This window comes from Nitrosospira sp. Nsp14, assembly GCF_900113575.1.
Lineage (GTDB): Bacteria > Pseudomonadota > Gammaproteobacteria > Burkholderiales > Nitrosomonadaceae > Nitrosospira.
In genome coordinates, this window is the sequence record NZ_FOPV01000017.1 from 26141 (window position 1) to 39438 (window position 13298).

At 56.9% G+C, this 13298-nt stretch carries 14 protein-coding genes; 7 read left to right on the forward strand and 7 right to left on the reverse strand.

The genetic code is table 11. The features are described from left to right. Positions 1 to 38 precede the first annotated feature (38 nt). Positions 39 to 392: a hypothetical protein gene (locus BM022_RS11515; RefSeq protein ID WP_091139440.1), complete on the forward strand. Its 354-nt coding sequence runs from the start codon at positions 39 to 41 to the stop codon at positions 390 to 392. Positions 393 to 935: 543 nt separating this feature from the next. Here the strand turns inward: BM022_RS11515 and BM022_RS11520 are convergent. Further along, positions 936 to 1679 (reverse strand): PAQR family membrane homeostasis protein TrhA, encoded by a 744-nt coding sequence (locus tag BM022_RS11520; RefSeq protein ID WP_091139442.1) that lies wholly within the window; start codon positions 1677 to 1679, stop codon positions 936 to 938. Between the two features lie 225 nt (positions 1680 to 1904). Between BM022_RS11520 and BM022_RS11525 the strand changes: the two genes are divergently transcribed. The 3 genes from BM022_RS11525 to BM022_RS11530 all read left to right on the forward strand — a co-directional run bounded on the left by BM022_RS11525 (position 1905) and on the right by BM022_RS11530 (position 4167). Beyond that, a complete protein-coding gene (locus tag BM022_RS11525) occupies positions 1905 to 2915 on the forward strand; it encodes a 2-hydroxyacid dehydrogenase (protein WP_091139444.1) in 1011 nt (336 codons plus the stop codon). 75 nt (positions 2916 to 2990) lie between these two features. Next, on the forward strand, positions 2991 to 3167 hold the full coding sequence (locus BM022_RS15570; RefSeq protein ID WP_177191708.1) for a hypothetical protein: 177 nt from the start codon (positions 2991 to 2993) through the stop codon (positions 3165 to 3167). Between the two features lie 34 nt (positions 3168 to 3201). Then, positions 3202 to 4167: a PEP-CTERM sorting domain-containing protein gene (locus BM022_RS11530; protein ID WP_177191709.1), complete on the forward strand. Its 966-nt coding sequence runs from the start codon at positions 3202 to 3204 to the stop codon at positions 4165 to 4167. A gap of 99 nt (positions 4168 to 4266) precedes the next feature. Here the strand turns inward: BM022_RS11530 and BM022_RS11535 are convergent, their stop codons facing one another. Together BM022_RS11535 and BM022_RS11540 are read right to left on the reverse strand one after the other, a co-directional pair. Then, positions 4267 to 5361, reverse strand: coding sequence for a PstS family phosphate ABC transporter substrate-binding protein (locus BM022_RS11535; RefSeq protein WP_091139534.1), 1095 nt, complete (start codon positions 5359 to 5361; stop codon positions 4267 to 4269). Between the two features lie 478 nt (positions 5362 to 5839). Next, the gene (locus BM022_RS11540) at positions 5840 to 6418 is read right to left on the reverse strand and encodes a hypothetical protein (protein ID WP_091139536.1); all 579 of its coding nucleotides are present in this window, start codon (positions 6416 to 6418) and stop codon (positions 5840 to 5842) included. 358 nt (positions 6419 to 6776) lie between these two features. Between BM022_RS11540 and BM022_RS11550 the strand changes: the two genes are divergently transcribed. Continuing rightward, the gene (locus tag BM022_RS11550) at positions 6777 to 7151 is read left to right on the forward strand and encodes a winged helix-turn-helix transcriptional regulator (protein WP_256209142.1); all 375 of its coding nucleotides are present in this window, start codon (positions 6777 to 6779) and stop codon (positions 7149 to 7151) included. 234 nt (positions 7152 to 7385) lie between these two features. Here BM022_RS11550 and cas6f read toward each other — a convergent pair whose 3' ends face one another. The 4 genes from cas6f to csy1 are packed head-to-tail and all read right to left on the reverse strand — an operon-like array spanning position 7386 to position 11413. Continuing rightward, a complete protein-coding gene (gene cas6f, locus BM022_RS11555) occupies positions 7386 to 7949 on the reverse strand; it encodes a type I-F CRISPR-associated endoribonuclease Cas6/Csy4 (protein WP_091139449.1) in 564 nt (187 codons plus the stop codon). Beyond that, a complete protein-coding gene (csy3, locus tag BM022_RS11560) occupies positions 7946 to 8986 on the reverse strand; it encodes a type I-F CRISPR-associated protein Csy3 (RefSeq protein ID WP_218146879.1) in 1041 nt (346 codons plus the stop codon). Before csy3 ends, cas6f begins: the two co-directional genes overlap by 4 nt. Beyond that, positions 8980 to 10008 (reverse strand): type I-F CRISPR-associated protein Csy2, encoded by a 1029-nt coding sequence (csy2, locus tag BM022_RS11565; protein ID WP_091139452.1) that lies wholly within the window; start codon positions 10006 to 10008, stop codon positions 8980 to 8982. The genes csy3 and csy2 overlap by 7 nt, the downstream gene beginning before the upstream one ends. Then, entirely contained in the window at positions 10001 to 11413 is a 1413-nt protein-coding gene (csy1, locus tag BM022_RS11570) for a type I-F CRISPR-associated protein Csy1 (RefSeq protein ID WP_091139454.1), read from the reverse strand. Before csy1 ends, csy2 begins: the two co-directional genes overlap by 8 nt. Positions 11414 to 11766: 353 nt before the next feature. Between csy1 and BM022_RS11575 the strand changes: the two genes are divergently transcribed. Together BM022_RS11575 and BM022_RS11580 are read left to right on the forward strand one after the other, a co-directional pair. Beyond that, a complete protein-coding gene (locus BM022_RS11575) occupies positions 11767 to 12204 on the forward strand; it encodes a DUF3293 domain-containing protein (RefSeq protein WP_091139456.1) in 438 nt (145 codons plus the stop codon). Between the two features lie 149 nt (positions 12205 to 12353). After that, complete coding sequence (locus BM022_RS11580) at positions 12354 to 13295, forward strand: D-hexose-6-phosphate mutarotase (protein ID WP_091139539.1); 942 nt, start codon at positions 12354 to 12356, stop codon at positions 13293 to 13295. The last annotated feature ends 3 nt before the right edge of the window (positions 13296 to 13298 follow it).

Here is a 13298-nt window from a genome sequence, read left to right on the forward strand (position 1 = left end):
ATTATTATTTTTCATACAACTCAAAAGGGAGACAAAAAATGAAATCCCGTACCGTTTTGGCCGTCCTCGCCGCCCTCGGCTTGCTCGTCTCATGCGCGCACAAGGACCCCCATCCGATGGACATGACTCGCCCCCAGCAAGCCGCAAAAACCAGCGCTGATCACATTGCATTGGCCACGCATTACGAAGAGACGGCGAAATCCCTACAGGCGAAAGCTGACGCCGAAAAACGAGAACTAGCGGAGTACGTTTTACATGCGGCCTACTATGGGCGGCAAACTGAAGACCTGAAAGAACATTCCCGGGCCCTGATTCGCGACTACGAGGACGCCGCGGAGAAAAACATGGAAATTGCAAAAGCCCATCGGCGCATGGCGGAGCAGGCGAAGTGACCGGTGACAGAAGGAAGCCCTCCAGATGGAGACGCGGGATTAAAAAGCAGGCAATCAATTCAGTTGGGATAGCGTGGAGAACTGTCCGATCTGCCGCTCCCGATTGCAAAGTGTAAAAACCAGATCCACGCATCGCATTGCGTTGCCTGGCGCCGCGTCAACCGTAGATGCCCGGGAACTACTTAATCAAGAGCTGAGATCAAGCCGGCCCTCGGCGCTTCTGCGGCGCAAACGCACTTTCAGGTCAGCTCCCGAGTGAAACTACCGTCGAATTTTAATTCCTCGCAGTGGGTTTCATCGTGAATTTCAGTCCTCGCCGTTGCAGGAATACTTGTGTGAATAAGTGCTGGTGGACACTTGACAGTACTATCAGGAATGCGCAGGGAGCAAAAGGCTGCTGGCATCCTCGTCATGCTCCTTGCCGAGCCTTCTGTTCCTTCGACTCTGTAGTTGCCCCTCCTACACGAGCGTCCATCTAGTCAGTGCGCTGTTGTCAGCAGGATCTAGCCATAAGGAAAAGAGGAGAGTTCGGCTCGATATATTTCAGTTGGCCGGCGTGTAGCCGGCATACCAGAGCACCGCGAAGTAATGGCAGGTCGTTCCGGCAATCACGAAAAGATGCCAGATCAGGTGGCCGTATCGCAGGCGCGAATCGGTCAGGAAAAACGCCACGCCGCCGGTGTATGCCAGACCTCCCGCAAACAGCCACAGCAGGCCAGGCGCCGGAATCTTTTCAAACAGGGGGTCGATTGCGATCACGGCCAGCCACCCCATCAGCAGATAAAGGCCGGTGGAGAGCAGCGGATGCGTCCTCTTTCCGAAAACCTCCATTGCAACCCCAGCCAAGGCAAGGCACCACACCATCCCCAACAGCATCCAGCCCCACGCGCCTCGAAGTACGCCCAGCGCGAATGGCGCGTATGACCCGGCGATGAGAAGAAAAATGGCGCAATGCTCGATCACGCGAAAGAGACGCTTGGCGGTGCCCGTGGGCAGCGCGTGATAGAGCGTGGAGGAGAGGTAGAGGATGATTATCGTTGCGGAGAAAAGATACACACCGACCATGAATCCGGTGTCGCCGTGCGTTGCCGCATGAACGATGAGAAAAGGGATCCCCGCGAGCGCGGCAATCAGCGCGACGCCATGGCTGATGCTGTTCGCAATTTCTTCCCCTCGCGACTGTTCGCGCTCGGGAATGCTGAACCATCCCCGAATGCCGGCGGGAGCGGGAACCGGACCGCTATTGCCGGATCGCTGCGCCCGATCAGTTTTAGGAAGGTTGATCATGAGACCGAGTCATAGTTGTGAGATATTTGCCCGACGGCCACGGCACTTAGCCGAGGAGGCGGCCCGGCCGAGCATTAAGCCGCGGCAGGTCCACCTGCCCACCAGGTGCTAAAGTGAGGTTGCCCTATACCATTCCTCCCCCTAATTTGGGTTTAAGGCATGAGACGCCGATTTTCAAGCTGGCTTGGCCGCCGCGGGACGGTAGGGACTGTTCAAGGAGAGCCCATGAAAGTAGCTGTATGCAGCGCACAAGCGTATGACCGTGAATTCTTGTTGTCCGCCAACCGTGACTTTGCTCATGAGCTGGTATTCTTCGATTCCCGCCTGAACAGGGAAACGCGGCAGATCGTTGCCGGCTTTCCCGCTGTTTGCGTGTTCGTGAACGACACGCTCGATGCCGCCGTGCTCGAAACGCTGGCGGGGCAGGGCACCCGGCTGATCGCGTTGCGCTGTGCGGGCTTCAATAACGTGGACATCCAGGTCGCCGCCAACCTGGGGCTGCACGTGGTGCGGGTGCCCGCCTACTCGCCGCACTCCGTAGCCGAGCATAGCGTGGGGTTGATACTGGCGCTCAACCGGCATCTTCCCCAGGCATACAACCGCGTGCGCAATGGAAATTTCGCGTTGCAGGGGTTGCTCGGCTTTGAACTACGGGGCAAGACCGTCGGCATCATCGGCACGGGCCGCATCGGGGCCGCGGTGGCGTGCATTTTGCACGGTTTCGGCTGCCGCCTCATCGCCTGCGACCCGTATCGAAACACCGAGTGCGTCCAACTTGGCGTGGAATACGTCCCGCTGGAAAAGCTCTACGCCGAGAGCGATATCGTTACTCTACATTGTCCGCTGACGCCCCAAACGCATCACCTGATCGGGGCAGAAGCGGTGGGACGCATGAAAGATGGAGTCATGCTGATCAATACAAGCCGTGGCGCGACGATAGACACCTGGGCCGTCGTTGCAGGGTTGAAATCCGGAAAAATCGGCTCCCTCGGCCTGGATGTGTACGAACAGGAAGGTGACCTGTTCTTTCAGGATTTGTCCGATCAGGTCATACAGGATGATGTGTTCCAGCGCTTGCTGACTTTTCCCAACGTGCTGATTACCGGTCACCAGGGATTTTTTACTGCTGAAGCGCTCTCCAGCATCACGCATACCACCCTGCATAACATCAGCGCCTTCGAGCGCGACGGGGTATGCCAGAATGAAGTAACGCTTGAATTGCTGCAGACAGGTTAGCCAGCAGCCAGCCTGGTTCATTATCTCCGCATCACAGCAGTCCACCTCAAGCCCATGCATCAGTGCCGAACGCTCGTGAAAAACGCACTCGCCACCCCTTCGATCAACGGCCTGACCGATCAGGAGGCTGTCCGCCGTCTGGCCGCGGAGGGATATATCCGGGAGAGGCAGCGCAAGCGCATTGCGGACCTGTATGCAACAAATCCCCGTTATGTGGCTCATCGAACAGACCAGCTTGAGTGCCGGGGCTAAGCTTGCTGAGCTGCAATCAATCCGCAAACGGGAAATGAAACGACAACATGAACTCCTGTCCGCAACGCTGCTGCTGATGCTGGCTGGCGCAGCGCATGCAATCGCCGTTGACCCGGATGGTGCCGGGCTTGGTCCTGCCGTGGATGTAAGACGCTTGGGTTGGGCGCCCGGCAACTCCCTGATAACACCGGTCGGTAGCGCGTCTATATTTACCCACCCTCTCGGCGACGTGTTCCAGCGCTACACCCATGCGTCGCTAGCCCGGTTTGAGGATAGCAAGGGAGTCAGCATTGGTATTTCTTCTCCCAGCCCATGGACATTTATCGCAGGCTATCGGGAGCAGGTGGTCTCAACCGTTGGGAACAGTGTGGTACTGGATACGATTGGCGGCGGCGAGAATTTCTTCAGGCTATATTTCGATCCAACACCCAACGCCAACTCTGGCAACGGGACCGGCTATGGACCGGACGCCACCAATCCCGATGCGGGGCTCGCACTGTCGGGCACGATTGACGCTTCGATCGGGCAAACAGCAATCTCAGCGCTTAGGGTTCAGCCCGGGAATCTTGACACATCCGGTAGTGATAACTATCCTGAGGTGGACAGCATCGCTGCGAGAGGGAATGGCACGCTCGCAGTCATTATAAATCACGTCGATATGGCGTATTTTCCGGAGGGATTCAACCCAGGACTGGGCTTGCATTTCCAGACCGTGCTTGACTTGCCATTTTCCCGAACTGATCCATCTTCCTGCTTCAAAAATGGGGCAAACATGCTGATCGATGGAGTCGGTCCCAATACCCTTGGCGGAAGGGAATGTGATGCCAACACGGTGGGAAACATCAATGGTATTGATGGAACCAACCTGATGCTCATGACCGACTCATCCTCCTCTTTCACCCAGGCTGCCTCTGTGCCGGAGCCCGCGTCCCTGGCATTATTGGGTGTTGGGCTGGCTGCGATGGTGCGGCCAAGACGGTCGCGTAAAGCCGGGCACTAGTACCGCTCCCATATGCGACTCTGGCTGGCCCTAGCCATCAGCAGGCTATCCGCATATGATGCCTGCGCGCCCCTGTCCTGTTCCCTGTCCTGTTACGAGCTACCGGTAAAGATGGAGACGGGCTTCCCGCCAGAGCATGTCGTCCATCATGAAGCCCATGTCATCATCGAGCATCCCTTTCAAGCGTTCTCGCCGCAGCAGATCGTCGATGGTAAGCCCCACTGGCAGAAAGCCATCGAATACCGTACCCACCCGCTTGGTCTTGAAGAACTCTAGATTCTTGCTATAGGCCCGGGGCGGCAAGGGGATATATTTCACTTCCCTCACCGCCGCAGAGGCATTCTTCATATAGAACTCGACAAACTCTTTGATCTCCGGTTTCTCTGCCGCCTTGATATTCACGTAAATGAAGATGGGGCGGGATAGCGGCTGATACGTTCCATCCTCCACCGTCTCGGCGGATGGGAGCACCCCTTCGCCCCTTCCATTATCGATCGCAACCGCTCTGAGCTTATCCTCATTCTGTTTGTAATATCCGTAACCAAAGAAGCCCAGAGCATTCTTGTCGCCAGCCACGCCCTGCACCAACACGTTGTCATCCTCTGAAGGGGTAAAGTCGCGCCGGCTGGCCTGGGCCTTACCGACAATGGCCCGGGTAAAGTAATCAAAGGTGCCCGAATCTGTGCCAGCCCCGTAGAGCCGGAAGGTTTCATCAGGCCATGCCGGATTTACCTGGCTCCACCGGGTTATCTTGCCCTCAGCAGCTGGCGCCCACATCTTCTTCAGTTCGGCCACAGTCGTGGTTTTGATCCAGTTATTCGCGGGATTCACCACGACCGTTATCGGATCGAATGCCACCGGCAGCTCGACGTACTGTATCCCGGCGTTATTGCAGGCCTTGATTTCATTTCGCTGGATAGGGCGCGACGCATTGGCGATATCGATTTTACCTTGACAGAATTTCGAGAAGCCGCCGCCAGTGCCGGAGATACCAACCGTAACGTTGACGGCGCCTTTCTTCTCTTTCTGGAAATTTTCCGCTACCGCCTCCGTGATGGGGTGCATGGTACTGGAACCATCAATCGCGATAATCGTTTCCGCGCGTGCAATGCTGGCCGCGCCGCCGCCGGTGATGATGAGGCCGGTAAGCGCGGCTGCGACGCTGAGTAGCCGAAGGTTTGGTGTTGTTAACATTTTTTCCCTCAAGTCATGATTGAATAGCTGTCCGAAACCCGGGGCGGAGCGGGACGCGCAAGCGCCATAGCTCATTATGCTCTTTTCCTGTTACAGTTTCATGTAAGGAAGAAATTTGTGCTCTCCGCTTCGCACGTCGCGTTCATATCCCGTCCTCGCCCAATCGACGGCAAACCAGTACGGCTTCAGCGGCCGGAGAAGTTTTTGCTGCTTGGAACAATGGAACTGTTGTACGCCATGCACCGTTGCGGGGAAGGTGACGAGCGGAAGCGGGATGAAGACGGGGAAGGGGGAGGGAGGGGCGCCGCAACGGCCGCGCTAGCCCGATGCTTTAGCGGTATTGCAGCCCGGCGGGGCTGCCCCTTCCGAAAAATGAGCCCATGCATGAGTCAGCGGACCCCGCAGAGCCAGGAGCCCGTGAGATCAGGACATCACGGACAGGTAACCTGGCTTTGCGAATAAGGAAATAATAGCCCAACTACGAGTGCCGCGACGACCGCCACTGCTGTATGCGTTTCGACTGCATGATCTTGTACGCGAGCAAGCTCAACAACAATAGGGCGATCAGTGGCCCGACCGCGGAACGGAACGTTTTTGCGTAATTGATCATTTCTACGCGCAACGAGTACTCATAACGCACCGGCGGCACGGAATCGCCGGTGATAAAAACCGTGTACAGTCCCTTGTCCAGGCTGGTCTCCCCCTTGATCACGCCATCGGGATGATAGCTCGGGCGCAAGTATGTCACCGTCTCGTCTTCGGTTTCGTTAGTCCCTCTGACGACCCTGACGCCAATAGGTATGTCGCGCAGCGCCGGGTCTACGAGATCGACCACCAGATAGGTATTGCCCTGCTTGGGTATCTCCGTGCAATACTGATCGGCGGGCTCATATTGAGGCTGATAGGCGCTCAAATGCACCAGGCTGTTGTCCCCAAGGCGGCGCACGCATGTGTCCTCCTCCATGGCTACTTTGCCATGTGCCGCGACTCCACCGCTGTAAAAAGCTGAGACAAGGACAAGAGCCAATACACCGGCCTGTATCGCTTGTTTGATCATCATTCGATTACTCCTCTTGATTTATATTCCGTACCGTCGCGCCTGATACTCATGTCTGTACATGCTCCACGAGGGGGTCCGCGGGTCGCTGATAGTGGAAGGGAATTTCGGACTTTAACATCAGCAGCGCCATAACGTCTTCCCAATATAAGTCACGGGTAAAGCGAAATGTGGGATGAATTTTTTCTATAGCATGGGCCGCTCGTTTCATTTCTAATGCCGCGGCCAAAAATACTTTGCGTGAAACCAACCTTAGGCAACAGGTGAAAGAGGAGTTTACTCTCCTCGTTTATCGTTGCATAATGCAAGTATAATCGATTAATTGCACGTTGCAACCAAAATAATCAGCCGAGGTAAAGTGGGTAAACCAGATCAGACCAAGCGTTCCTCCTGCCCGGTCAGTTGCGCGCTCGATATACTGGGCGACAAGTGGACCTTGCTGGTTATTCGCGATATTCTGTTTATGCAAAAGCGATACTTTCAGGATTTCCTGGAGTCGCCGGAGAAAATCGCCTCCAATATACTTTCTGACCGGTTGAAGAAACTGGAAGAGTGCAATATCGTTTCGCGGCAGCGCGATCCGGGCAATGCGCGCAGGATCATTTATACCCTCACCGATAAAGGGCTGGACCTGTCGCCGGCCATTCTGGAGTTATTACGCTGGGGCGCGAAGTATGATCCGGAAAGCAACGTGAGTGATTGCTTGATACAGAGCTCGAACAATCCTATTTAATGGATTGATTTTTCATATTAAATCCGGTATTTTTTCTGTATGAGTTGTGGGCTTGGCTGCCTTTCCGGCAGTGACTTGCTATCCAGCTTATCATCAATTTCCTTAATTTCTGAACTGCCTTTCCGGCAGTGATTTTCACCTGAACTGCAGCAACTCTCCAACGTTTCCCGGTTTGCCTCGGCGGGCACTGTGGCGTACGCCGCAATCCCGCATTACGCCACTCCTCCCGCCATGCTAAAACCAGGGCACAGTCGCGGTCGGGCTGAATCCGTAGGCACCAAACGTCCCCTCGACGGCCTGTTCCTGGAGCGGCAGATGTTCGATGAAGAGGCGGAACTGTTGTCCCGTGCTTCGGCTGGTCAGGATAAGACAGGGCAGTTTTAGCCGTTGCGCGGTGCTGTCGGGTATGATCTCGCGCGCGGCCTCGGCGCTGATGTTTTTCCGGCGCATCAGCCGTCGCCGCTCGCGTTCGGGATTGCTTTTTGCCTGGACCCGCCGCACCACCCGGTGACCGGCATGAGCGGGTACCTCCGTGATTGCCCCGATGGTAGCGTGGTCCTGCACCCCTCCGGTCCATTCTCGCTGCATTATTTTCTCCAGATCGCCACCCTTGCCGTGCAGGCGCAAGCGTGCCCCAAGCGTGAGGCCGTTCGGTTTCCAGTCGGGGAAACTGATCCCGATATTAACTTCGCGCTGTGCTGCCAGGGCCAGATGTAGACGACTGAAAAGCGCATTCATCAATATCCCGGACGAAAAATCGGGGTCGGGCAGCAGCTTGATTTCAAGATACCTGTTCATGAATCCTTTTCGCCAAACACGCCGCCACGGATCAGCATCGCCATCACGAAATGCTGGTTGTCACGGGCTGGCGGATGCGCGTTAAGCACCCACTCGCTCAGCAGGGTATAGAAATCGGCTTTCATTTTCGGCTGTCGGTACGCCTTCCCCTGCGTGGTAACCGAGCCATACGGCTCAATCGCGATCGGCCCCAGATCAGAGCCATCGCCATCGGGATACCAGGTATCAATGGTCCGCAGGGCGTTACCGATTTTTTGGCTATGGAGGGCCGCCACCGATGCAACGGAATAGAGCGTCTTGCTTTTCCGCCCTTTTTTATTCCCGCGATCGAGGATCAACTCCTGGGACGGGTACACTTCCTGGCCGTCCCCGACACGCGCATAGGCAGACACCTCCAGCAATACGGCTCTGCCCGAAAGCCCCTGCTCGATTACTTGCGCCAATCCTTGCAAGGCGGGCGCCATGTCTGCGGGCGCATCGAAATTCCTGAGGGAGAGATGACGGCCATTGAAGGTCCAGCGGCCGTTGGTTTCATGATTGGTTTCATCATGAACCAGATGCCGGACGTGCACCTCCACCTGTTCCGCGCCGATCCGGTTACGCCAGAGGAAACGACCGTTGGCGAGGTTATGCGCATAGCGGCGGGCGAGCTCGGCGAAGCCGATCTTGCTCGCATAGTGCGCCACGATAGCGTTCAATCTCCCCTGGTAATCAACGCTGTTGCATGCGGCGGGAACGCCTGCGCCGTCCAGAACGCGCAGCGTGAAGCGCACGCGCAACGTATCGTGGACATTGGGCAGGGTAGCGACATCCACTGCCTGCAAGTTTGGAGATTGAATCGAGGCATCGAGCTTCGACGGGTCCTGGTCCTTTATTGAAAGCCGATGCGAAATCGTACCACGAACGGATTTTTCCCTGACCATCACGGCGGGCCACGCGCTGCCGTTCTCCCGGTCGTCCCACCGTCCCGAGGAAAAAAGGGCGTCCGAGGGGTCCAGTTTGCGTTCAAAGGCAAGTACCGAGGCGGTTTTCAGCACAATTCATTTTCCCCTTTGCGATTCCTCGTATCGAGATAGCTGGAATAACGGTTGACGCAGCAATAAATTCCGTTTTCTGGCTGGGATTCGGTATGCCAGAGCAGCTGATCCAGGTTTTCCACGCGATTTGGACTGATCCATTCGCCAAGCGAATAAAGGCTCTCGGCGAAACCGAACGGTGTGATGCCGTCACGCGTGTTTTGAACTTCCGTGTTCGCATAAATAGGGGACAGGACGCTGTAACCTATAGGCAGCGGCACCAACCATCCTGGTTTTCTGCGCACGTCCCACCGCACCTCATCGCCTGACCCGGCGCGAGGCAACCCGGGCTCGATATTCAAGCGCGAAAAATCCAGTAACGCATCCAGCATATTGGGCGTCGCTCCGCTGCCCGCCTGCCGGGCTCTCATCTCGGCGAGATGTTCGATCAGCAAGTCGTTGCGCTGCACCAGAGCGAAACCCGGCAACAGATGGCGGCGCAAGCCGCGTAATGGTTCAACCTGACCCTGCGGGCCGTCCCCCAGCGGCCACCACCTCCGCATCGGCATCTTTTTGGGGGCCGGCGGCGGCAACAGACTGCCCCCGGCCAGGCGCATGCCCTGCGCGATATGGAAAAGCTCTTCGGCAAATCGCTCCCCCTCGCCAGCGGAGAGCCGATCCTTTACCGCGATGACCAGGCTGACCTCCATGTGTGCGCGGCCTTCCTCCACCATGGCGGGGGCGCGGCCGTCTTTTTCCCCCGGATTGCGCGTAAGGTGAAATACGTGCGCGCGATCCCCTGACGACCAGGAGACCTGCGGCTGAAAATCGTGGCAAATGATCCCGACGCCCCCGAACCCTTCCTGGAAGCAAGCGGATATTCCGCGTTCCATCGCTTTCCGCTGCAATGCATGAGCAAAGCCGGTAAAGGCGGTAGGGGAGGGAAAACCCCAGCTGAGCGGGCTGGAAATTGCGTTTGCGTTCTGCACGCACAGGTTTGGCAAAAGCACGAGGGCGGCGGCCTTCCTGACAAGGTCAGTCATGCCGGCTCAGCTCGATGCGTATCATATGCAGTTCCTCGTTCAGAAAAGAAGCCCAATGCGCGGCTTCGGTTTGACTCCGTAGCACCGCCGGCACGTCCAGGCGGGTGCTCAGCCAATTCTCATAGCGGGCGCAAACACTGTCCTCCCAGCCGTTCGTACGGCAGAAGGCGGCAAAGCTTTCGTCTGAGTCCGCTCGTCGCGGATCCAGCCAGCATTGCTCCTCCGGATTCAGTTGGCAGCCAGGGTCCAGACTCCAGCCCGGCTTAACCTCGTGCAATTCGGCTGCGAATTGCAGCAGTTCATCGTGCAACTCGCGCGCTACACCCATTCTCATGCGTCGGGCGGGGGCACTGTCGACAGCGGCAACGACGCCCTCCCGCCACTCCTGGAATGCCCCTAGCGCTCGGCGCACCCGCGTTCGGTTGCCGAACAGATGATCGAAAATGCTGTTCACGTATAGGGGGGATTGCGCGCGCTCGGCGCGCCACGCCGGGGGTAGAGACGGGAGCAGGTAATTTTTCCCGTTACGCTCCATATTGAGCTGGCCCGCATTCTGGGGATTGGCGCCGCCCACTCGCTGTATCGCCAGATCAGGGTAGGTGCGGTACCCGTGAGGATAGGCAGTTCGCGTTCTGCGCGCCGCGCGGGCGTTTTGCGCATCCACTGAGAACCGGTCCTCTTCTATTATTTTCCATACATAATGTGCGATCGAAGTGGAAAACAGCGGCGCCAAAAGGTGGTATTTCACTTTGCCGCTCTGTTTGCCATCTTCCGCCAAAGGCCAGTAAACCTGTTTCGCGAACTTATGGGACGCCGGTCGGCTCCTCGGCTGCGCCAGCTTAGCGAATGCCCCCATCCATTTTTCCGTCTGCTGCCTGTCTGCGCAAAACGCAGCAGCCAAATCCGGATCCCGGCCAATTGCGTAATCCAACAACGACTTGCCATCGACGCCCAAGCTCAAGAATGCGGCAACATCAAGCGCAGCAGCGTCTCCGATCACATCCAGCCTGAGGTCCGTTCCGATAGTATGGGTACCAACATACGTGTCCGCGATCGCCTTGTTGCCCAGGGCCAGCAAATTCGTGCCTTTCGCCTGGGGGTGCGTCAGCTTCAATATGTGTGTCGCCTGCTCGATTCGCGAGGCTCGCAGCGCCGCATCCGCGATCCATTCTTCCAGCTGATGCCGGGCTATTTCTTTGTTGCGCTTGAGCTCCAACTCCCGCGCTTTATCTGCCTGTCCGCCCTTGAGTTTTGTTTTCCGTTTCTGGACATCATCCAGTTTTAGTTGCAGGCGTTTATGCAGGAACTCCCGAATTGCGGCTTGCATGCGAGCGCTGCGCGCATCGGCCGGGGTCCGAACTGTCCTATCCTTCGCAAGCGCCGTGTCTTTAACGGGCTGTATCATTACTCTCCTAATCAAAACTCGATCGCTGAACCGTCCGCGCAATGCTACTCGCCGGAGATAATGGGTGAGTTTGGGAAAAGAATACGAAATACCCGCGTATTACCGGTAATGAACCCCCCGCGTTTCTGCAAGGAGGTTGTGTTCGGGTCTTCCCGTGCTGACCAGGGCCCTGGGCAGTAACGTGGCGCTATGTTACGGATCGTGCGGGTTTTGAAAATTGGACGAAGGTACGGGTTCTCGAACAACCGGTTCTCAAAGCACCCCGTTTGTTATCACGGACTTTGCGGTGATTCTTGTCCGCATGCACATCCGTTACACTTGCGCTGGACCGATTTCCATGCCTGAGGTTTCTTTTGCCGCAGTCCCGTGTTTCTGACCAGCTCATCGCTGCTTACCGATCTGCCAACTACCGGGTGGCGAGCAGTTGCGAGCCGTTCGTCTTGCGCATCGATCAGCATTCCGAACCGCTGGCACGGCTTTTTGCGACGTCAGGTCATCATTGCGCGGCGTTTGTCACTGCTTGCAACCCGTTGGGGACGTTGCAAACTTTCGAGGCAAATCGGGCCGCGAGCGCGCGCCTCGCAGGCAGATTGGGGCAACTGGCCTGGGGCGAAGGCCGGGTATTCGCGGGAGCGGGGGGCGACCTGGCAGGAACATGGCCTGAAGAGAAGAGTTTCCTCGTGCTCGGCCTGGATCTCGATGCGGCGCGCGCACTCGGCCGGGAGTTCAGCCAGAATGCGATCGTATGGGCTGGGAACGATGCCATACCGAGACTGGTTTTGCTCCGCTGAGGGGTCCGCACCCCCGGGGGATTACCGGGCTGGTATCTGGGGCTGGTATCTGAACCTGGTAATTGCAGGGGTGGGCTTTTCCCCGCGGAATATGGCATGCTATGATGATTTGCGATGCTACCGATCAGGAAGAACCCGGAAAGAAAAATATGAATATTGAAAAATTGAACACCGATTTTGGAATTGCCGATCACATCAAATTTATGGAGGGTGCGGGCGGTCTCCCATTCATTAAAATCGATAATGACAGGGCTACCGCCGTGATCTCGGTATACGCAGGCCAGGTTCTGTCATATCAGCCGGCAAACGAATCGCACAATCTGATGTTTCTCAGCGAAGCCGCCTACTACCAGGCGGGAAAAGGGATAAAAGGCGGCGCGCCCATCTGCTGGCCGTGGTTCGGGCCCGACCCCGAACAACAGGGTCGGCCCGCGCATGGCTTTGTCCGAACCCGCTTCTGGAACGTCACGAAAACCGGGATAAATGCGGATGGCGACTGCGAGGTTACGCTGGGTCTCACCGACTCGCCGGAAACAAGGTCCATCTGGCCGCATTTATTCGACCTGTCACTGGAAATCACTGTCGGCGAGTCGCTAGCGCTGGAACTGGTAACGCGCAACAAAACGGCCCAGCCAGTATCCATCACGCAGGCGTTGCACACTTACTTCAAGATCGGGGATATAGAACAGGTGGCGATAGCAGGGCTGGAAGGAGCCGAGTACGTCGATAAAACCGACAACGGCATTGTGAAGGTTCAGACGGGAGCGGTCACGATCGATCGGGAAGTCGATCGCATCTACCGCAATGCGGCACGCGAACTGGTAATCGAAGACGCGTCTCTCGGCCGGCGCATTCGCATTCTATCAAGGGGCAGCAAGACCGCCGTGGTGTGGAATCCGTGGGCGAAAATCTCGGCCGAAATGGGCGATCTGAAAGACGACGACTATGAGCGCTTTGTTTGTGTCGAAACCGCCAATGCCGACCTGGACGTGGTCGAGGTGCCGGCTGGCGGGGAATACCGGTTGGCGGCTAACTACCGCATAGAACGTGATTTGGCGGAAGTGCTTAAAGACATTAAGTCACTGCAATGATGA